We start from the raw sequence: 17,197 nt of genomic DNA on the forward strand, positions 1-17,197 counted from the left end.
ACGTCCACCCTCCCGCATCCGCGGCGCTCACGCCCGCTCCGTCTCCAGAAGTTCCATCAGCGCCCGTGCCGCGGGGCTCGTGGCCTGCGAGGGCGGCAGCAGGACGACCGTCTCGTACACGGTCTCGCCGGTGCCCTTCACCGGCAGCGCGGTGAGCGAGTCCCGTTTGTGCCGGAAGTGACGCGGCACGACGGCGATCCCCAGGTCCTCGTCCACCAGGTCGAGCAGACTGTGCACGTCGTTGACCTCGAGGGCCACCGTCCGGCGGACCCCGGCCGCGGCGAACGCGGCGTCGGTGGTCCGGCGCGGGCCCCAGTCCGGGTGGAAGTCGACGAACACCTCGCCGCCCAGGTCCTCCGGTGTCACCGCCGCCCCGGTGCGCGCGAGCCGGTGGCTGGGGTGGCACAGCACGGTCATCGGCTCGCTGCTCAGCGGTACGACCCGCAGCTGCTCGACGTCCTCCTGCGCCCCGCGGACCGCGAACGCCAGATCCAGGCGCCCGGCCGCGACCTCCTCGGCGAGGGCGCCCAGGCCCGCCTGGCGCAGACAGATCTCCACGTCCGGATGGCTGCGCCGGAACGCCGCGAGCAGCCCCGCCACATGCACCCCGGCGATGCACTGCTCCGAGCCGAGGGCGAGCATCCCGCGCAGCACCCCCTGCACCGCGGCCACGGCCTCGTGGGCGGTGCGCACCTGGGCGAGGATCCGCTCGGCCTCGGTCAGCAGCGCCCGGCCCGCCGGGGTGAGCGTCACCCGCCTGGTCGTCCGCACGAACAGCGGCGTCTGCAGCTCGCGCTCCAGCGCCCTGATGGACGCCGACAGGCCCGACTGGGAGACCAGGAGGCGTTCGGCGGCCCGGGTGAAGTGCTGGTCCTCGGCGACCGCGACGAAGTGCTGGAGATGGCGCAGTTCCATGCCCGGAAGCTTACTCAGAAGCCGACGCGCTGAATTCCATCGGATTCTTCTGTTGGACCGATGCCCCCAGGTCACGACAGAGTGGACCCAGGTTCTCTGGAACCCCCGTTTCCCGGGAACCCCGGGAACGTCCGGGAATCCCGGGAGCCCTTCGGGAAACCGTGCCAACCCCTCTGGAGTCGCGTTGTACACCGCACACCCCGACCGCTACGCGGAGATGCCCTACCGGCGCACCGGACGCAGCGGCCTGAAGCTTCCCGCGATCTCGCTCGGCCTGTGGCACAACTTCGGCCCGGCGGACCGCACCGTCGAGACCCAGCGGGCCATCCTGCGCCGCGCCTTCGACCTCGGGGTCACCCACTTCGACCTCGCCAACAACTACGGCCCGCCCCCCGGCTCCGCCGAGCTCGCCTTCGGTGAGGCCCTCAAGGGCGACCTCGCGCCGTACCGCGACGAGCTGGTGATCTCCACCAAGGCCGGCTACCTGATGTGGCCCGGCCCGTACGGCGAGTGGGGCTCCCGCAAGTACCTGCTGTCCTCCCTCGACCAGAGCCTGACCCGCATGGGCCTGGACTACGTGGACGTCTTCTACTCGCACCGCCCCGACCCGGACACTCCGCTGGAGGAGACGATGGGCGCCCTGCACTCCGCCGTGCAGCAGGGCAAGGCGCTCTACGTCGGCGTCTCCAACTACTCCGCCGAGCAGACCCGCGAGGCCGCCCGCATCCTCGGTGAGCTGGGCACCCCGCTGCTGATCCACCAGCCGCGCTACTCGATGCTGGACCGGCGCCCCGAGACCGAGGGCGTGCTGGACGCCCTGGACGAGCTCCAGGTCGGCTCGATCGTCTTCTCCCCGCTGGAGCAGGGCCTGCTCACCGGCCGCTACCTCGACGGCATCCCGGAGGACTCGCGGGCCGCGAGCGACAGCCCGTTCCTGAACTCCGACGCGCTCACCGAGGACCTGGTCGCCCAGCTCCGCGAGCTGAACGACATCGCGAAGTCCCGCGGCCAGACCCTCGCCCAGCTCGCCCTGGCCTGGGTGCTGCGCGGCGGCCGGGTCACCTCCGCGCTCGTCGGCGCGAGCAGCCCGCAGCAGATCGAGGACAGCGTCGGCACCATCGCCAACCTCGACTTCGACGACGACGAGCTGGCCCGGATCGACGCCGTGATCAAGCGGTAACGCGTTCCAGGAGGTGGACGGTGACCGTGTCGCCCGCCTCCTTCCCGATGGCCCTGCGGACCTCGGCCTTCACCGGCAGCTTGTGCCGGCCGTCGCCCAGGGCCATGAAGGAACTCCGGAACGGATGTCCGTCGATCGTGCCGCTCACCTTCACGAGCCCGCGCGTGCCGAAGAACGCGGCGGACTCCGGCCAGACCAGATAGGTCCAGCCGCCCTCGTTCGGGCTCCTGACCAGCTCTGCGGTGAACCGACGGTCCAGTTTCACGGTCATGGCGTGCGCCTCTCCCTCGCGGTGCTCTCCTCCAAGAGACCACCGCGAGGCCGAGAACTCATCGCGAGCGCCCGCGCGCCCCGCCCGTGCTCAGGCGCCCGCGGGCACCCGGTCCAGGAAGCCGAGCACCGAACGGATACGGCCGTCCGCGTCCAGGACGATCACATCGGAGCCCGCCACCGGCGCGGAACCGTCGGCCTCGCTCACCAGCTCCCAGGAGAACCGCGCGGTGTCGTGGTGCCCGTCCACGTCCCCGGTGGGACGGAAGGCGAAACCGGGGAACCGCTCGTGCGCCCCGGTGATCAGCGCGGCGATGCCCTCGTGCCCCCTGACCTCGGCCAGCGGGTCGGTGTAGGTGCCGTCCGCCGCCCACGCGGCGGCGACCGCCTTCGTGAGCGACTCGGGGTCGACGGCGTTCCAGGCCTCGAAGTAACGTGCGACGGCGGCGGAGTGGCGGTCGGTCCGTGCGGACATGGGGAATCAGCCTCCAACGAGGTCGTTCTTGCCGGTGGGGTCCGGATCCCCGCTCGCGGCGACCCGGTACCGCAACCCTGCCCGTCCCGCAGGGCGCCGTCGATTACCCCTCGGGTAATGACGGCAGGCGCAGGGATTCGGCCAACTCCCGCCCCGAATATGCCAAGAGAGTGGCCAAAAAGTCGTGGTGACAGTGTTTCAGTAGTGAACATACTCAACGTACAGGGCATTCACATCCAGCGAAGACCCCGTCACGGACCGCGATCACACGCGGACACCTTCACCGCACCGAGCCGCGGGACGCGAAAGCAGGCACGCAGTGGGACGCAGGCACGAGAGCCGCACCGAAAGCGAGGCAAGCCGCAAGGCGCACTACGCACCGGGGGAGTGAACGTGCACGACGAATTCCAGTGCCATGTCACCGCTTACGGCACCTGCGGAGGTCAGCGCATCGGCGTACCGCTCGGCAGCTACCGCGCCCCCACCCTCGCCCTCGCCCTGTGGTGGCTGCGTGACCGGGCCTCCTGGATCGCCGAACGCCTCGACCCGCACCCCGAAGCCGTGCACTACCCCCCGAGCGCCCTCGTCCCCGTCTCCGCCACCGTCCCCGACGTGCCCTCCGTGCTGCGCGCCTGGTGCGCGGACGACGTCCAACAGGACCTGGTCGCCGAGCAGTTGGCGGCCGGGCGGCTCATCCGCATCGCCACCAACGACGACACCACCGAGTACGAACTCCTCGCCGAGTCCGTGGACGCCCTGCGCATGCAGCGGACGAGCCCGGGCCTGTTCATGCCCGTCGGCTGACCCCGCTCCCGCTCGCCGGCCGCCGCGCCAGGCGCGTACCGGGACGGGTCGGTAGAATTTCCCGCATGGCGGAGCGGCCGATCGCGCCGACCGCGCCCGAACTCGTCCTGGAGTCCGACACGGGCTCGACGGTGATGAGTCCGAGCCACGACTACCACGTCGGACGCGATCCGTTGAGCGACATCGTCATCGACGATGCCCGGGTCTCGTGGCACCACGCGGTGCTGCGACCCGAGGCCGACCATTGGACGCTGGAGGACGAGCACAGCACCAACGGCACGTACGCCGACGGCCACCGCGTCCACGAGTGGGACGTCGGCCCCGGCAGCGTGATCCACTTCGGTACCGCCGACGGCCCCCGCGTGGTCCTGGTCGCGCCGGAGCGCCCCTCGGCCGTCTCGATGCCCCGCCTGACCGGCACCTTCCGTCAGCCGACCTCGGTTCGGCCGATTCCGACCCGTACCGTCCGCATCGGCCGCGCCGCCGAGAACGACCTCGTCATCGACGACCTCGTCGTCTCCCGCCGGCACGCCGAGCTGCGCGCCCGCCCCGACGGGACGCACGAGATCGTCGACCTCGGCAGCCACAACGGCACCTTCCTCAACGGCGCCCCCGTCGACCGGGCCGTCCTCGGCCCCGGCGACGTCGTCGGCATCGGCCACTTCGCGTACTGCCTGGTCGGCGACCAGCTCCAGGAGTACGTCGACACCGGCGAGGTCTCGCTCGACGTGCAGGACCTCGGCGTCGCCGTCGACCACGGCCGCAAGACCCTGCTGGAGAACGTGTCGTTCCCGGTGGGGGAGAAGTGCCTGCTCGCCGTCGTCGGACCGAGCGGCGCCGGGAAGTCCACCCTGCTCGGCGCGCTCACCGGCCAGCGCCCCGCCGACCACGGCACCGTCCTGTACGACGGCCGCGACCTCTACCGCGACTACGCCGAACTGCGCCAGCGCATCGGCCTGGTGCCCCAGGACGACATCCTGCACGCCCAGCTCACCGTCCGCGCGGCCCTCTCCTACGCCGCCGAACTGCGCTTCCCTCAGGACACCGCCAAGGCCGAGCGGCAGGCCAGGGTCGAGGAGGTCATCACCGAACTCGGCCTCCAGCAGCGCGCCGAGCAGCCCGTGCACAGCCTCTCCGGCGGCCAGCGCAAACGCGTCAGCGTCGCCCTGGAACTGCTGACGAAACCCTCGCTGCTCTTCCTCGACGAGCCGACCTCGGGCCTCGACCCGGGCATGGACCGCTCGGTGATGCACATGCTGCGCGGCCTCGCCGACGACGGCCGCACCGTCATCGTCGTCACCCACAGCGTCCTCAGCCTCGACGTCTGCGACCGGCTCCTCGTCCTCGCACCCGGCGGGAAGATCGCCTACTACGGCCCGCCCGAGGACACCCTCGGCTACTTCGGCTACGAGCAGTGGCCCGAGGCCTTCGAGGCGTTCGAACGGGACCAGGGGCGCGACTGGGCGGGGGAGTTCCGCGCCTCGTCCTTCCACCACCGCTACGTCGCCGAGGCCACCGGACAGCCCCGGGTGCCGCGTTCGGGCCCGGTCGTGATCGCCCCGCCGCCCAGACCCCGCAGTCGCGGCGCCCAACTCGGCACCCTGGTACGCCGCTACGCGACCGCGCTCAGCGCCGACCGCACCTTCCTCGTCATCATGACCGCCCTGCCGTTCGTGATGGGCGCGATGGCCCGCGCGCTCGCGGGCAGCAAGCTCACCCAGGAGACGGCGATGAACGCGCTGCTCATCCTGTGTGTCGGCGGCGTCCTCACCGGCGCCGCCAACGCGGTGCGCGAACTGGTCAAGGAACGCACGATCTACCAGCGCGAACGAGCCGTCGGCCTGTCCAGATCGGCGTACCTGCTGTCGAAGATCGTCGTCCTGGGCACCGTCACCGTCCTCCAGGCCGTGGTCCTCACCCTGGTCGCCCTCCTCGGCGTCGATCTCAACGCCCCCGGCGGCGAGGGTGTGTTGATGCCGCCCCTTGTCGAAATCACCGTCGCCGTCGCCCTGCTGGCGTTCACGGCGATGATGCTCGGCCTGCTGATCTCGGCACTGGTGCGCAAGGAAGAGGTGACGATGCCGCTGCTGGTGCTGCTCGCCATCGTCCAGGTCGTCTTCTGCGGCGCCCTGCTGAAACTCGACGGCGTGCCCGGCCTGGAGCAGCTCTCCTGGCTGGTGCCGTCCCGGTGGGCGCTCGGCGCGATGGCCGGCACCGTCGGGCTCGCCCGGATCGTCCCCGGCGACCTCACCTCCGACCCGCTGTTCCGGCACTCGGCGGGGGTGTGGCTGCTCAACGTCGGCATGCTCGTCGTCCTGTCGGTCCTCTTCGGCTGGGCCGTGTCCCGGCTGCTGCGGCGGCACGAACCGGCGATCCTCAGGAAGTCGTGACGAAGGGACCCCATGACGACGAGCCCCGGCTTCCGGCCCACCCACGTGGTCCCCGCGCACGGCATGCCCGCGTGGGAGGCACCCGACCCCGCCCGCCCCGCCGTGCCCCTGGACCCGCTGCTCCCCGTCCAGCTCCTGGAGCTGCGCGGCGACTGGGGCCATGTGCTGTGCGCCAACGGCTGGTCCGCGTGGGTCGACGGCCGCTACCTCGTCGCCGTCCCCCAGGACCCGCCCCTCGCCGACGGCCCCTCGGCCCGGGCCGCCGACCCGCGCGCCCTGCTGGCCCGCGCCGACGACGCCCTGACCCGCTACCGGGAGGCCGTGGAGGAACTCGCGGGCGGGCTCGACGCGGAGGGCTTCCGCGGCCGGACACGCGGACTGCGGGCCGGGATCGTCGTCGACGGCGAGTCGGTGTGGCTCTACGACGACCGGCAGGGCCGCTGGGTGTACTCGGACGGCACCCGCACCGGCACCTACGCCACCGACGAGGAACCCGGGCACGCCGGACCCGCCCCCGCCGCCGGGCACGCCCCCACCCAGGTCGTGACCTCCGATGGCCCGTGACACCGGCCTCTTCTCCGGCCGCCCCTCCGAACTGATCGGGCGGCGCGTGGCGGGCTACCGCATCGAGCGGGAGATCGGCCGCGGCGGCATGGCCGTCGTCTACCGCGCCCGCGACCTGCGTCTGGACCGCACGGTCGCCCTCAAGCTCCTCGCCCCCGAACTCGCCCGCAACGACACCTTCCGCCGCCGCTTCACGCACGAGTCCCGGGCCGCCGCCGCGATCGACCATCCGCACATCGTCCCGGTCTTCGAGGCCGCCGAGGCGGACGGCGTCCTGTACATCGCCATGCGCTACGTCGAGGGCAGCGACCTGCGCCATCTCCTGGACCGCCGGGGCCCGTTGACGCCCGAGGCGGCCCAGCGCATCGCCGCCCAGGTGGGTTCCGCGCTGGACGCGGCCCATGAGCACGGGCTCGTCCACCGGGACGTGAAACCCGGCAACATCCTGGTCGCCCGGGGCACCGACAGCGACCATCCCGAGCACGTCTACCTCACCGACTTCGGCCTGACGAAGAAGTCCCTGTCCCTCACCGGCTTCACCACGGTCGGCCAGTTCGTCGGCACCCTCGACTACGTCGCCCCCGAGCAGATCTCCGGCAAGCCCGTCGACGGCCGCTGCGACGTCTACGGCTTCGCCTGCGTCGTCTACGAATCCCTCGCCGGGCGCCCGCCGTTCCGCCGCGACGACGACATGGCCCTGCTCTGGGCCCACCAGTACGACGCCCCGCCGCCCCTGACCGAGTTCCGGCCCGACCTTCCGCCCCAGGCCGACGCCGTGTTCGCCCGCGGCCTCGCCAAGAGCCCGGACGACCGCTACGACTCCTGCCTCGACCTGGTCGCCGCCCTCCGCACCGCGACCGGCGGCGCACCCCCACCGCCGTACGCCACCCCGGACGGCACCGTGAGACAGCCGCCGCCCTGGGCGCGACCCGTGTTCCGGGGGCCGTGACGCCGGGTCCCGGGAGGCGGGGACCTGCCTTGGCTCTCCTCTCGCGCCCGCGGCACGATCCGCCGGAGAGGCGTGCGGCACGGTCCGCCGCACAGCCCCGCCGACCGGCCCGCCACCGCCGTGCGCCACCCCGGACGGTGCCGTGAGACGGCCACCGGCCTGGGTAATGTCCGTGTTCCGGGGGCGGGTCCGTGTCCCGCGGTGCCGTCCGGGGTGGCGCACCGTGGTGGGTTCCTAGTCCTGCCGCCGTACCGGGCGGGCCAGCAGGCCGCCCAGGAAACCGGTCACCAGGCCCCACAGCGCGGCCAGGCCGACGGCGCTCCACAGTTCGGGTTCGAGGAACAGCTCGCCGCTCAGGCCGCCGCCGAGGTCGCCGATGCCGAGGACGGACAGGCCGTAGTGGGCGGAGATGCGACCGACCAGGCAGATCATCAGGACCGTGAGCGCGAGGGCGACCGCCATGTGCAGGGCGTGCTGCCAGGCGCGTGTCCGGGCCGGGGAACGGGCCGCCATGACGAACGCGGCGGCCAGCAGCAGCACCGCGTCCACGGCGACGAGCCACCACACGCGGCCGTCGTAGTCGGCGAGGGTGCCCAGATCGAGCGTGGCGGTGTCCTTCGAGCGCAGCACCTCGTCCAGCACATGCGGCATCGGCAGCCCGAACGGGCCCTCCACCCGGCCGTTCCAGGTGGCGCCGAGGCCGAGCGTGAGCGCGAGCCACACCACGTTCGGCAGACCGAGCAGGATCACGGCCAGCGTCTCGGCCGCGTGCCCCCGGGTCGCCGCCACGACCACGCCGACGACGACACCGAGGACGACGTAGGCGAGCAGGAGCAGGACCATCGCGTACGCGGCGGGCCGCACCGACGCCTGGAAGCGCAGCAGCCGGGCGGGCAGCGGCGCGCCGCGCGACACCAGCAGGGCCAGGACCAGCACACCGGCCAGCCACAGCAGTCCGAACAGGAGGGTCAGCGGGACGTTCGTGGTGAAACCGACCTCGGGGGTCACCCCGAACGCGTCGCCCAGGTCGGACAGCGTGCCGTCGCCGAGCGAGAGCGTGAACGTCTGCCGGGCGCCCAGCGCGAGCGCCACCAGGCCCAGCACCCACAGCACGGCGAGCCGCGCCGCCCACCCGGCCAGTTCCCCGGCGCCGGCCACCGCCCGGTGCCGCAGCGGACGCAGGAAACCGGTGGCGACGGTCAGCGCGCCGGCGAGCGTGACGGACAGCGGGATCACGGTGAGGCCCGCCTGGGTGTCGGCGAGCCCGCCCGCGTTCCCGGACAGCTCGACGGTGCCGCCGACCGCGGTGACGACGGTCGCGGCGACGACCCGCGGGAACGCCCCGTCGGGCAGGTCCGCCGCCCCGGCCGCCCACAGCCCGAGGGCCGCCACGACGCCCATGACGAGCAGCCCGGCGAGGACCGTGAGGGCGGCCTGCACCCAGCCGTGCGGGGCAATGGCCTGGTCGGAGCGGGTTCTCGGGCTCACCCTGCCACGCTAAGCAGCGCTCGGGGACGGCGCCTGCGGAGGGGACCGTCCGCGTCCCGTCCGCGTCCGCTTGCGAGCCGCACCGCACCGGGGCACACAATGGGAAGGACGTGGATATAAGCGGCGTAGACGCACCAGAGCCGAGTGGATCCCACGTCGGGAAGAAGGGCTCGTGAGTGTCGAACCTCCGTCCTCCGGCCGGCCCACGGGACCGCCCTCAGGTCCGCTGTCGGGCCCCTCCCAGCCGCCCTCGGGGCCGCCCTCGCAGCCTCCGGGCAACAGCGGCGGAGCCTCCTCGCCGGGCCCGGAACCGGGACCCCGCCGCCCGTGGTGGAGGTCGGCGCCCCGGGTCGCCGTGCTCACCACGGTCGTCGTGGCCGCCGTGATCCTGGCCGTCGTCCTCAGCCGCTCCGACGGCGGCAGTTCCTCGGACACCGCGAGCAGCGGCGAGGTCTTCCTCCAGGCCGCGTCCAAGACCGGCCCCGACCCCTTCACGGAGTCGACCGCGAAGGACAGCTCCGCACCGCCCGCCTCCGCCGCCCCGGCCACCGAGTCGGCGCCCGCCAACGCCGTCCAGGGCGTCGACGGCGGCGCCCCGGGCCTGTACGGCGGCACCCGCAACGTCTCCAGCTGCGATGTGGAGGCCCAGATCAAGGCCCTTCAGGCGGACCCGGGCAAGAACCAGGCGTTCGCCTCCGTCGAGGGCATCCAGCCCTCCGCCGTCCCGGCCTATCTGCGCGGCCTCACCCCGGTCCAGCTGCGCGCCGACACCCGCGTCACCAACCACGGCTACCGCGACGGCGCCGCCACCGGCTACCAGGCCGTCCTCCAGACCGGCACCGCCGTCCTGGTGGACGACCGCGGCGTGCCCCGGGTCCGCTGCGCCTGCGGCAACCCGCTGACCCCGCCGGTCGCCCAGCAGAGCACGCCCCGGCAGACGGGCGACACCTGGCCCGCGTACCGGCCCGCGAACGTCGTCGTGGTCTCCCCGTCGGTCACCGTGATCAACGTCTTCGTGATCTACGACCACGACTCCGACGGCTGGATCGCCCGGCACCGCGGCGACACCGGGCACAAGGACGAGCCGACGAAGCCGCCGGCCCACCCCACCCCGTCGCCGAGCCTCATCACACCGACCGCGCCGACCTCTCCGTCGTCCTCGCCGTCCCCCTCGCCCTGCGTCTCGACGGGCACCGGCACGCCGACCGGCGGCCCCGGCACCCCCTGCCCGCCGACCTCCACCGCCCCGTCCACGATCACGCCCAGCTCCGAACCCCCGACGAGCACCGAACCGGAGACCACACCCGCACCGGAGACCACGTCGGCACCGGAGACGACCGAGCAGGAACAGCCCTCCGCAGACTCGTCCGCCCCACAGGTCCCGTCCCAGCCGGATACAACCACGGCGTCCGCTCCGGAGTCGTACAGTGCGCCCGAGTCGTCCGTGACGACGCCCGGCGTGTGACCGACACGACCCGGCAAGGGGACTGTCCGGCCGCGCTCGGGGTACGAGCACTGGTGCAACAAGGGTCCGGCCAGTCCGGCTTCCGAGAGAGAAACGCATGATCGAACACCTGGACGAGGCAGTGATACCCACTGGTTTCGACGTGCCCGTGGACCCACTCCGGCGGGCCGCCCACTACACCGGCGAACCGGGATGCATCGCCGAGGCGCGGAACTTCGCCGCGCACTTCCTGCACCAGCTGCGCACCGAGTGGTGCGCGCCCATCGACACCCGCGCCGACGAAGAGGTGCTCCTCGTCGTCAGCGAACTGGTCACCAACGCGGAGCGGCACAGCAACGGGCCCTACATCCTGGACCTGGAGGGCACGGACTCCGCCGTGACCGTCTCCGTCTACGACAGCAGCGCGGCGCTGCCGCTGCGCTTCCCCAAGGACCCGGAGCGGATAGGGCGGCACGGCCTGGAGATCGTGCACGCCCTCGCGAGCGAGGTCACCGCGGAGCGGGTGCCCGTCGGCAAGCGGGTCAGGGCCGTCCTCAGGCTCAGCACGACGGACTGACCGCCGGAACGCGAGGCGTTCCGGCGGTCAGTCCGTCACCGCTCGGGGTCAGGCGCAGCCCAGCTCGCCCAGCATGCCCTCGCGCAGCCGCGTGATGATCCGCTTGATCAGCCGCGAGACATGCATCTGGGAGCAGCCCAGCCGCTCCCCGATCTCCGCCTGGGTGGCCTCCTCCACGAACCGCAGATGGATGATCTCCCGGTCGCGGTCGCTGAGTTCGGCCATCAGCGGGGCCAGCGACTGGAAGTCCTCGACCAGCCGGAGCCCCTCCTCCTCGACCCCGATGAAGTCGGCGAGCACCGACTCACCGCTCTCCGGGCCGTCCCCGGTCAGCGCGGCGTCCAGCGACGAGGAGTTGTAGCCGTTGGAGGCGATCTGGCCCTCCACGACCTCGCTCTCGGAGATGTTCATCAGTGTGGCCAGCTCGGCGACCGTCGGTTCCCGGTCCAGCCTGCTGGCCAGCTCCTCGCGCGCCTTGGCCAGCTCGACCCGCAGTTCCTGAAGACGCCTGGGGACGTGCACGGCCCAGGTGGTGTCACGGAAGAACCGCTTGATCTCACCGACGATGTACGGCAGCGCGAAGGACGTGAACTCCACCTCACGCGCCAGCTCGAACCGGTCGATGGCCTTGATCAGGCCGATCATGCCGGTCTGGACGATGTCCTCCATGTCGTCCCCGCGACCGCGGAAGCGGCCCGCGGCGAACCGCACGAGGGACATGTTCATCTCGATGAGCGTGTTGCGCGCGTACTGGTATTCGTGCGTGCCTTCCTCGAGCTCGGTCAGACGCTGGAAGAACTGACGCGACAGGGCTCGCGCGTCACGCGGCGCGACGCTCCGCGGGTCCTCCACGCCGGGCAGCGACCCGCCACCGGGGCTGCTCTCCGCGGTCTTCTCGACGACCTCAGCCTTCGAACCGATCACGGCGCTGTCCATTGCCTCTCCCAAGTCCAGGCTCGGCCCGCGGGGTTGTCCGCGGGCCGTCTTCTCTCCTCGCGTACCCGCGTTGACCCGTCGCATGCCTCCCTGTTCTTGGTCACCTTTCCGGGCCGTCGCCCAACTCCCCGTCCGCGGGCCCCTCCCGGAATTCACCCAGGGCGCAACGCCGCTCCCTTCCCTCCCCGCGCGAGGCTCCTAGGCTGGGAAGGTGAGCGAACAAGCGCCGAACCGAGCCCGTGTGATCCCGCTGCGCCCGGCCCCGCGGGCACCCAAGGAACCGCTGTGGCGGGACCTGGTGGGTGACGTCCTGCGCCAGGAGCGGCTCGACCAGGAGCGGACCCTCAAGGACGTCGCCGACGCCGCCCGGATCTCCATGCCCTATCTGTCGGAGGTGGAGCGGGGCCGCAAGGAGGCTTCCTCGGAGGTTCTCGCGGCCGCCGCCCACGCCCTCGGACTCGGGCTCGGGGACCTGCTGGCGCGGGCCCAGGGCGAGCTGGTGCGGCTCAGCAGCCGGACGGCCGCCGCGGGCCGCAGGGCGCCCGGCTCGTCGTACGACGGGATGTGCCTGGCCGCCTGAGCCGGGAGCCGGCCCGGCGCCTCACACCGTCAGCAGGCGCCGGGTGACCACCTCGTCGGCCAGCCCGTACGCCACCGCCTCCTCGGCGGTGAACACCTTGTCGCGGTCCATGTCCGCGCGCAGGGCCGCCGCGTCGCGACCGGTGTGCCGGGACAGCACCTCCTCGACCTGGGAGCGGATCCGGACCATCTCCTTGGCCTGCACGGCGAGATCGGAGATCGAGCCCCGGCTGCCCCCGCTCGCCGGCTGGCCGAGCAGCACGCGCGCGTGCTCCAGCACCGACCGCCGCCCCGGATCGCCGCCCGCCAGCAGCACCGCCGCCGTGGACGCCGCCTGGCCGACGCAGAACGTGGAGATCGGCGCCTGCACGTACGTCATCGTGTCGTAGATCGCCATGAGCGAGGTGAACGAGCCGCCGGGGGAGTTGATGTAGATCGCGATCTCGTGCTCCGGGGCCGACGACTCCAGATGCAGCAGTTGCGCGATGACGACGTTGGCGACACCGTCGTCGATCTCGGTGCCCAGGAAGATGATCCGCTCCGAGAGCAGCCGGCTGAAGACGTCCGAGGAACGCTCGCCGTGCGCGGTCCGCTCGACGACGTAGGGAATCGTGTAGTTCGCCATGTCACAGCCCCATCCGTCGCCTGGAGGCGGCCGGCCGGACATCGGCGAGCGACGTCACGACCTGGTCCACCATGCCGTACTCCCTGGCCTCCTCGGCCGTGAACCAGCGGTCGCGGTCGCCGTCCCGGGCGATCGTCTCCGGGGTCTGGCCGGTGTTCTCGGCCAGCAGCCGCTCCATGGTGTGCTTGCTGTGGTCCAGGTTCTCCGCCTGGATCTCGATGTCGGCGGTGGTGCCGCCGATGCCCGCCGACCCCTGGTGCATCATGATCCGCGCGTTCGGCAGGGCGTACCGCTTGCCGGGCGCGCCGCCGCAGAGCAGGAACTGGCCCATGCTCGCGGCGAAGCCCATGGCGAGCGTCGACACGTCGTTGGGGACGAGCCGCATCGTGTCGTAGATGGCGAGGCCCGCGTAGACCGAGCCGCCGGGGCTGTTGATGTACAGGCTGATGTCGGTGCGCGGGTCCTCGGCCGACAGGATCAGCAGCTGCGAGCAGACCCGGTTCGCGGAGACCTCGTCGACCTGCGTGCCGAGGACGACGATCCGCTGCCCGAGCAGCTGGGCGGCGAGCTGGTCGTCGAACCGGCTCGGCGCGGTGTCGCCCTCCTCGGCCCGGGGCGCGAAGGCGGTGGATGGAGTCATGGGTGCTGTCCCCTCGTGATGGTCCTGATCTCCCGTCCCCACCACTGTCGGCCGCGCGGGGCACGCCCCGGGGATTTCTCTGCCCGTGGCAGATTCGCCACGGGCAGAGCGGCCGTCCGGGTCGGTCCACGGACCGATCCGGGACCGACCGATGAGTTCCGGGGCAGGGATCGGTCGACATCCATGACCGCAGTCCACGTCCCGGGAGGTACCCCATGGCCGGCACCGGCTTCACCACTTGTCTCTGGTTCGACGGCCAGGGCGAGGAGGCCGCACACTTCTACGTCTCCGTCTTCAAGGACTCCGGCATCGGCCAGGTCGTCCGCTACCCGGAGGGCTCGATGCAGCCCGCCGGCACGGTCATGACCGTCGAGTTCACGGCCAACGGCCACCGGTTCCTCGCGCTCAACGGCGGTCCCGAGTTCACGTTCACCGAGGCCACCTCCTTCATGATCTTCTGCGCGGACCAGGAGGAGATCGACCACTACTGGAGCAGGCTCACCGAGGGCGGCGAGCCCGGCCCCTGCGGCTGGCTCAAGGACCGCTTCGGCGTCTCCTGGCAGGTCGTCCCGGACCGCCTCCAGTCGATGATCAGCGACCCGGACCCGGAGAAGGTCTCCCGGGTCACCGCCGCGTTCATGGCGATGCACAAGTTCGACCTCGCGGCCCTGGAGAAGGCCTACGCGGGGGAGTGAGCCCGCCGCTCAGCCGGCCCCGCCGACCGCGCGGGCGATCTCCCGCGCGATCCGCAGGATGCCGGGCGAGCGCACCGGGCACGGCTTGGGGGTCGACGTCGTCGGCGCCAGGCAGAAGTGCAGATAGTCCTTGTCGAGATGCAGGGCGGTGCGGTTGCGCAGGGTCTGCGTGCAGTACCCCGCGTGCTCCCGCTCGTACGTGGTGCAGGGGACGTACTGGGCCCAGGTGTACCGGGCCCCGGCGGGGCTCACCCTGGCGCCCGCGTCGGCCACCAGGTCCCCGGAGGCGGCGGCCTGCTGCTCGTACAGCGTGTTGACGCGCCGGACCCGGTCGGGGGTGATCGGGTCCGGCCCCTGCGAGACCCAGACGATCCGGGGCCGGGCGGCGCCGCCCGCCGTCTCGATCTGCCGGGTCAGCCGCGCCATGTCGGCCCGGTACCGCTCGAAATAGGTGTCCGGGTCCTCCGCGTGCGTGATCCCGTCCATGCACCAGGTGTAGCCCCACGCGTTGCCCCAGAACTGGAGCACCACGAAGTCCGGGCGCAGCGCGCGCACCAGCGCCGCCGCCTTGTCCCGGTCCGGCACCAGCGACTTCGCGCCGGTGCCCTCCAGGTAGTCGCAGACCGTCGTCCCGGAGTACGGCCGGCTCGTGTACGCCGCCTTCAGGTCCCGGCGCAGTTCCTCACCGACGACGTTCTGGGCCTCCATCGCGAGCGAGTCCCCGAGGTACAGCACCACGGGCGCCTTCGCGGTGGCACCGGGGCTGGCCGGCGCCCGCTGGTGCGTCGTGGCCGGTGAGACGCCCGGGGTGAAGGAGGGCGGGGCGGACTCGGGTCCTGACGCCGGGTCGGAGCACGCGCCGAGCAGCGCTCCGGCCAGCAACAGTCCCACGATCCACGGCTTCCGCATGAGCCGACTCCCGCCTCGGACACCGAAAACGGCTCCCCAGGCAAGCACAGCCCCACGGCGCGCGGAAGGCGAGTGTCGGTCACCCCTCGTCGAAGCGTTCCAGCAGCTCGACGAGGTCGTTCAGCGGGAGCGGCTTGGCCAGGTGCGCGTCGAACCCGGCCCGCGTGGACCGCGTCCGGTCCATGCCCTGGCTGAAACCGGACACGGCGATCAGCCGCAGCCCGTCGCCGTGCGGCCGGGACCGGACCGTGCGGGCGACCGTGTAGCCGTCGATGTCCGGCAGCCCGAGATCGCACAGGACGACGTCGAAGAGGTGCCCCTCGGTGGCGGTGAGCGCGTCGGCGCCGGTGTGCACCGCCGTGACGTGGTGCCCCTGACGCTGGAGGAGCGTGCGGTAGGTGAGGGCCAGGTCCGCGTTGTCCTCGACGATGAGGATGGAGAGCTGCCGGCGCGCCGGACGGACCGCCACGGGCCGCGAGGGTTCCGGCCGTCCCGGATCGGCGAGCGGCAGCAGCACCGTGAACTCCGCGCCGCGGCCCGGACCCTCGCTGCGCGCGCCGACGCGGCCCGCGTGCAGCCCCACCACCGTCCGCGCGACCGCCAGGCCCAGGCCCAGGCCCTCCGGGGTGTCGGGCCCGGCGGGGGCGGCCCGCATGAACACCCCGAAGATCGCCTCGGCCTGGTCGGCCGGGAAGCCGATGCCGTCGTCGCGGACCCGCAGCCGCGCCTCGTTCCCGACGACGTCCAGCACGACCTCCGTGCGCCCGCCGGGCGGCGTGTACTTCAGGGCGTTCGACAGCAGGTTCGTCAGGACCTGCGCCAGCCGCAGCCGGTCCCCGTCCACCGGCACCGGCTCCCCGGGCAGCCGGACCTCCAGCCGGCGGTCCTCGTGCCCGAACAGCTTCCGGAAGTCGGCGCACGCACCCTCGACCACGGACCGTACGTCCACCCGCTCACGGACCAGCTCCAGGCGCCCGGTCAGCGCCCGCGTCCCGTCCAGCAGATCGTTGCTCATCCGCACCAGGACGCCCAGCTGGCGTTCGAGCACGGACAGCGCCGGATGCCCGCCGGGCAGGTCCAGCGACAGCAGCTCGGTGGCCGCGGTCGCCGCCGCGAGCGGATTGCGCAGCTCGTGCGAGAGCGTGGCGATGAACCGGTCCTTCGCCTGCTGCTCCTCCCGCAGACTGCGCCCCGCCGCGTCGAGCTCGATGTTCGCCCGGCCCAGCTGCTCGTTGACCTCGCGGATCTCCCGGGCCCGCACGAACAGGTCGATCTCCATGCCCTCCGCGCGCATCTCCGCCTCGGCGGCGGCCCGCCGCTGCTCCCGGCCCACGTGACGCGCGTGCACGAACTCCGTGACGTCCTCGACCCGGTGGATGATGTGGCTCACCCGTCCGTCGGCGTCCAGGACCGGTGTGTTCACCGGGCTCCAGTAGCGCTCGCTGAAGCCGCCCTCCTCCGCCGGGATGTCGTACCGCTGGAGGGCCATGGTGTCCGTACGGCCGGTGGCCACGACCGCCTCCAGCGAACGGCGCAGATTGGACACCCCGTCCGCGGAGGGATCGCCCGGGTTGTCGGGGAACACGTCGAAGACCGGACGGCCGACGATCGAGCGCTCGGTGCGGGTGGCCGTCAGATAGGCGCGGTTGACCTCGACGATGGTGAAGTCGGTGGTGAGGACCAGCAGCGGGGACAGGGCGGCGTCGAACAGGCGCCGGAAGTCCGGGGCGTCCAGGGACATGGCGGCTCTCCGGGAG

The 17,197-nt window shown here is 72.4% G+C and carries 18 protein-coding genes; 9 read left to right on the forward strand and 9 right to left on the reverse strand.

The genetic code is table 11. The annotated features are described in order from the left end of the window. Window positions 1-27 precede the first annotated feature (27 nt). On the reverse strand, window positions 28-915 hold the full coding sequence (locus ACIPSE_RS31225) for a LysR substrate-binding domain-containing protein (RefSeq protein WP_401669025.1): 888 nt from the start codon (window positions 913-915) through the stop codon (window positions 28-30). Between the two features lie 184 nt (window positions 916-1,099). Here ACIPSE_RS31225 and mgrA point away from each other — a divergent pair, with 184 nt between their 5' ends. Next, a complete protein-coding gene (gene mgrA / locus ACIPSE_RS31230) occupies window positions 1,100-2,095 on the forward strand; it encodes an L-glyceraldehyde 3-phosphate reductase (RefSeq protein ID WP_401669028.1) in 996 nt (331 codons plus the stop codon). Here mgrA and ACIPSE_RS31235 read toward each other — a convergent pair. Next, window positions 2,085-2,366, reverse strand: coding sequence for a DUF1905 domain-containing protein (locus ACIPSE_RS31235; RefSeq protein WP_401669030.1), 282 nt, complete (start codon window positions 2,364-2,366; stop codon window positions 2,085-2,087). The genes mgrA and ACIPSE_RS31235 overlap by 11 nt on opposite strands. Window positions 2,367-2,456: 90 nt before the next feature. Further along, window positions 2,457-2,840, reverse strand: coding sequence for a nuclear transport factor 2 family protein (locus ACIPSE_RS31240; protein WP_401669033.1), 384 nt, complete (start codon window positions 2,838-2,840; stop codon window positions 2,457-2,459). A 393-nt stretch (window positions 2,841-3,233) separates the two neighbouring features. On the opposite strand from ACIPSE_RS31240, the gene ACIPSE_RS31245 reads away from it, so the two are divergent. The 4 genes from ACIPSE_RS31245 (at window position 3,234) to ACIPSE_RS31260 (ending at window position 7,547) form a co-directional block, all read left to right on the forward strand. Next, window positions 3,234-3,644, forward strand: a complete 411-nt coding sequence (locus ACIPSE_RS31245) for a hypothetical protein (protein ID WP_401669036.1) — start codon at window positions 3,234-3,236, stop codon at window positions 3,642-3,644. Window positions 3,645-3,709: 65 nt separating this feature from the next. Then, entirely contained in the window at window positions 3,710-6,034 is a 2,325-nt protein-coding gene (locus ACIPSE_RS31250; protein WP_401669039.1) for an FHA domain-containing protein, read from the forward strand. 12 nt (window positions 6,035-6,046) lie between these two features. Next, window positions 6,047-6,598: a hypothetical protein gene (locus ACIPSE_RS31255; RefSeq protein WP_401669041.1), complete on the forward strand. Its 552-nt coding sequence runs from the start codon at window positions 6,047-6,049 to the stop codon at window positions 6,596-6,598. Continuing rightward, a complete protein-coding gene (locus ACIPSE_RS31260; RefSeq protein ID WP_401669043.1) occupies window positions 6,588-7,547 on the forward strand; it encodes a serine/threonine-protein kinase in 960 nt (319 codons plus the stop codon). Before ACIPSE_RS31255 ends, ACIPSE_RS31260 begins: the two co-directional genes overlap by 11 nt. Window positions 7,548-7,781: 234 nt before the next feature. On the opposite strand, the gene ACIPSE_RS31265 is transcribed toward ACIPSE_RS31260, so the two are convergent. After that, window positions 7,782-9,035 (reverse strand): streptophobe family protein, encoded by a 1,254-nt coding sequence (locus tag ACIPSE_RS31265; RefSeq protein WP_401669045.1) that lies wholly within the window; start codon window positions 9,033-9,035, stop codon window positions 7,782-7,784. A 172-nt stretch (window positions 9,036-9,207) separates the two neighbouring features. Between ACIPSE_RS31265 and ACIPSE_RS31270 the strand changes: the two genes are divergently transcribed. After that, entirely contained in the window at window positions 9,208-10,500 is a 1,293-nt protein-coding gene (locus ACIPSE_RS31270; RefSeq protein ID WP_401669047.1) for a DUF6777 domain-containing protein, read from the forward strand. Window positions 10,501-10,597: 97 nt separating this feature from the next. Beyond that, window positions 10,598-11,056 (forward strand): ATP-binding protein, encoded by a 459-nt coding sequence (locus tag ACIPSE_RS31275; RefSeq protein ID WP_401669050.1) that lies wholly within the window; start codon window positions 10,598-10,600, stop codon window positions 11,054-11,056. A 48-nt stretch (window positions 11,057-11,104) separates the two neighbouring features. Here ACIPSE_RS31275 and ACIPSE_RS31280 read toward each other — a convergent pair whose 3' ends face one another. Continuing rightward, the gene (locus ACIPSE_RS31280) at window positions 11,105-11,992 is read right to left on the reverse strand and encodes an RNA polymerase sigma factor SigF (RefSeq protein WP_401669053.1); all 888 of its coding nucleotides are present in this window, start codon (window positions 11,990-11,992) and stop codon (window positions 11,105-11,107) included. Between the two features lie 211 nt (window positions 11,993-12,203). Here ACIPSE_RS31280 and ACIPSE_RS31285 point away from each other — a divergent pair, with 211 nt between their 5' ends. After that, window positions 12,204-12,572: a helix-turn-helix domain-containing protein gene (locus ACIPSE_RS31285; protein WP_401669055.1), complete on the forward strand. Its 369-nt coding sequence runs from the start codon at window positions 12,204-12,206 to the stop codon at window positions 12,570-12,572. A gap of 21 nt (window positions 12,573-12,593) precedes the next feature. On the opposite strand, the gene ACIPSE_RS31290 is transcribed toward ACIPSE_RS31285, so the two are convergent. Together ACIPSE_RS31290 and ACIPSE_RS31295 are read right to left on the reverse strand one after the other, a co-directional pair. Continuing rightward, complete coding sequence (locus tag ACIPSE_RS31290; RefSeq protein ID WP_401669057.1) at window positions 12,594-13,196, reverse strand: ClpP family protease; 603 nt, start codon at window positions 13,194-13,196, stop codon at window positions 12,594-12,596. 1 nt (window position 13,197) lies between these two features. After that, window positions 13,198-13,836: a ClpP family protease gene (locus tag ACIPSE_RS31295; protein ID WP_401669059.1), complete on the reverse strand. Its 639-nt coding sequence runs from the start codon at window positions 13,834-13,836 to the stop codon at window positions 13,198-13,200. A gap of 215 nt (window positions 13,837-14,051) precedes the next feature. On the opposite strand from ACIPSE_RS31295, the gene ACIPSE_RS31300 reads away from it, so the two are divergent. Then, window positions 14,052-14,531 (forward strand): VOC family protein, encoded by a 480-nt coding sequence (locus tag ACIPSE_RS31300; protein WP_401669061.1) that lies wholly within the window; start codon window positions 14,052-14,054, stop codon window positions 14,529-14,531. 9 nt (window positions 14,532-14,540) lie between these two features. On the opposite strand, the gene ACIPSE_RS31305 is transcribed toward ACIPSE_RS31300, so the two are convergent. Continuing rightward, window positions 14,541-15,440 (reverse strand): SGNH/GDSL hydrolase family protein, encoded by a 900-nt coding sequence (locus tag ACIPSE_RS31305; protein ID WP_401669063.1) that lies wholly within the window; start codon window positions 15,438-15,440, stop codon window positions 14,541-14,543. Between the two features lie 79 nt (window positions 15,441-15,519). Continuing rightward, window positions 15,520-17,181 carry an ATP-binding protein gene (locus tag ACIPSE_RS31310; protein ID WP_401669066.1) on the reverse strand — a complete coding sequence of 554 codons (1,662 nt, stop codon included), beginning with the start codon at window positions 17,179-17,181 and terminating at the stop codon, window positions 15,520-15,522. Window positions 17,182-17,197: the final 16 nt, after the last annotated feature.

The organism is Streptomyces sp. NPDC090106, from assembly GCF_044747265.1.
In the GTDB taxonomy this organism is placed as follows: Bacteria; Actinomycetota; Actinomycetes; order Streptomycetales; family Streptomycetaceae; genus Streptomyces.

Bases quoted from the DNA above. Each gene is read 5' to 3' on its own strand.
- ACIPSE_RS31300 (WP_401669061.1), top strand. From the start codon at position 14,052: ATGGCCGGCACCGGCTTCACCACTTGTCTCTGGTTCGACGGCCAGGGC.
- ACIPSE_RS31310 (WP_401669066.1), bottom strand. From the start codon at position 17,181: ATGTCCCTGGACGCCCCGGACTTCCGGCGCCTGTTCGACGCCGCCCTG.
- ACIPSE_RS31250 (WP_401669039.1), top strand. From the start codon at position 3,710: ATGGCGGAGCGGCCGATCGCGCCGACCGCGCCCGAACTCGTCCTGGAG.
- ACIPSE_RS31235 (WP_401669030.1), bottom strand. From the start codon at position 2,366: ATGACCGTGAAACTGGACCGTCGGTTCACCGCAGAGCTGGTCAGGAGC.
- ACIPSE_RS31255 (WP_401669041.1), top strand. From the start codon at position 6,047: ATGACGACGAGCCCCGGCTTCCGGCCCACCCACGTGGTCCCCGCGCAC.
- ACIPSE_RS31240 (WP_401669033.1), bottom strand. From the start codon at position 2,840: ATGTCCGCACGGACCGACCGCCACTCCGCCGCCGTCGCACGTTACTTC.
- ACIPSE_RS31280 (WP_401669053.1), bottom strand. From the start codon at position 11,992: ATGGACAGCGCCGTGATCGGTTCGAAGGCTGAGGTCGTCGAGAAGACC.
- ACIPSE_RS31305 (WP_401669063.1), bottom strand. From the start codon at position 15,440: ATGCGGAAGCCGTGGATCGTGGGACTGTTGCTGGCCGGAGCGCTGCTC.
- ACIPSE_RS31260 (WP_401669043.1), top strand. From the start codon at position 6,588: ATGGCCCGTGACACCGGCCTCTTCTCCGGCCGCCCCTCCGAACTGATC.
- ACIPSE_RS31290 (WP_401669057.1), bottom strand. From the start codon at position 13,196: ATGGCGAACTACACGATTCCCTACGTCGTCGAGCGGACCGCGCACGGC.
- ACIPSE_RS31275 (WP_401669050.1), top strand. From the start codon at position 10,598: ATGATCGAACACCTGGACGAGGCAGTGATACCCACTGGTTTCGACGTG.
- ACIPSE_RS31295 (WP_401669059.1), bottom strand. From the start codon at position 13,836: ATGACTCCATCCACCGCCTTCGCGCCCCGGGCCGAGGAGGGCGACACC.
- ACIPSE_RS31225 (WP_401669025.1), bottom strand. From the start codon at position 915: ATGGAACTGCGCCATCTCCAGCACTTCGTCGCGGTCGCCGAGGACCAG.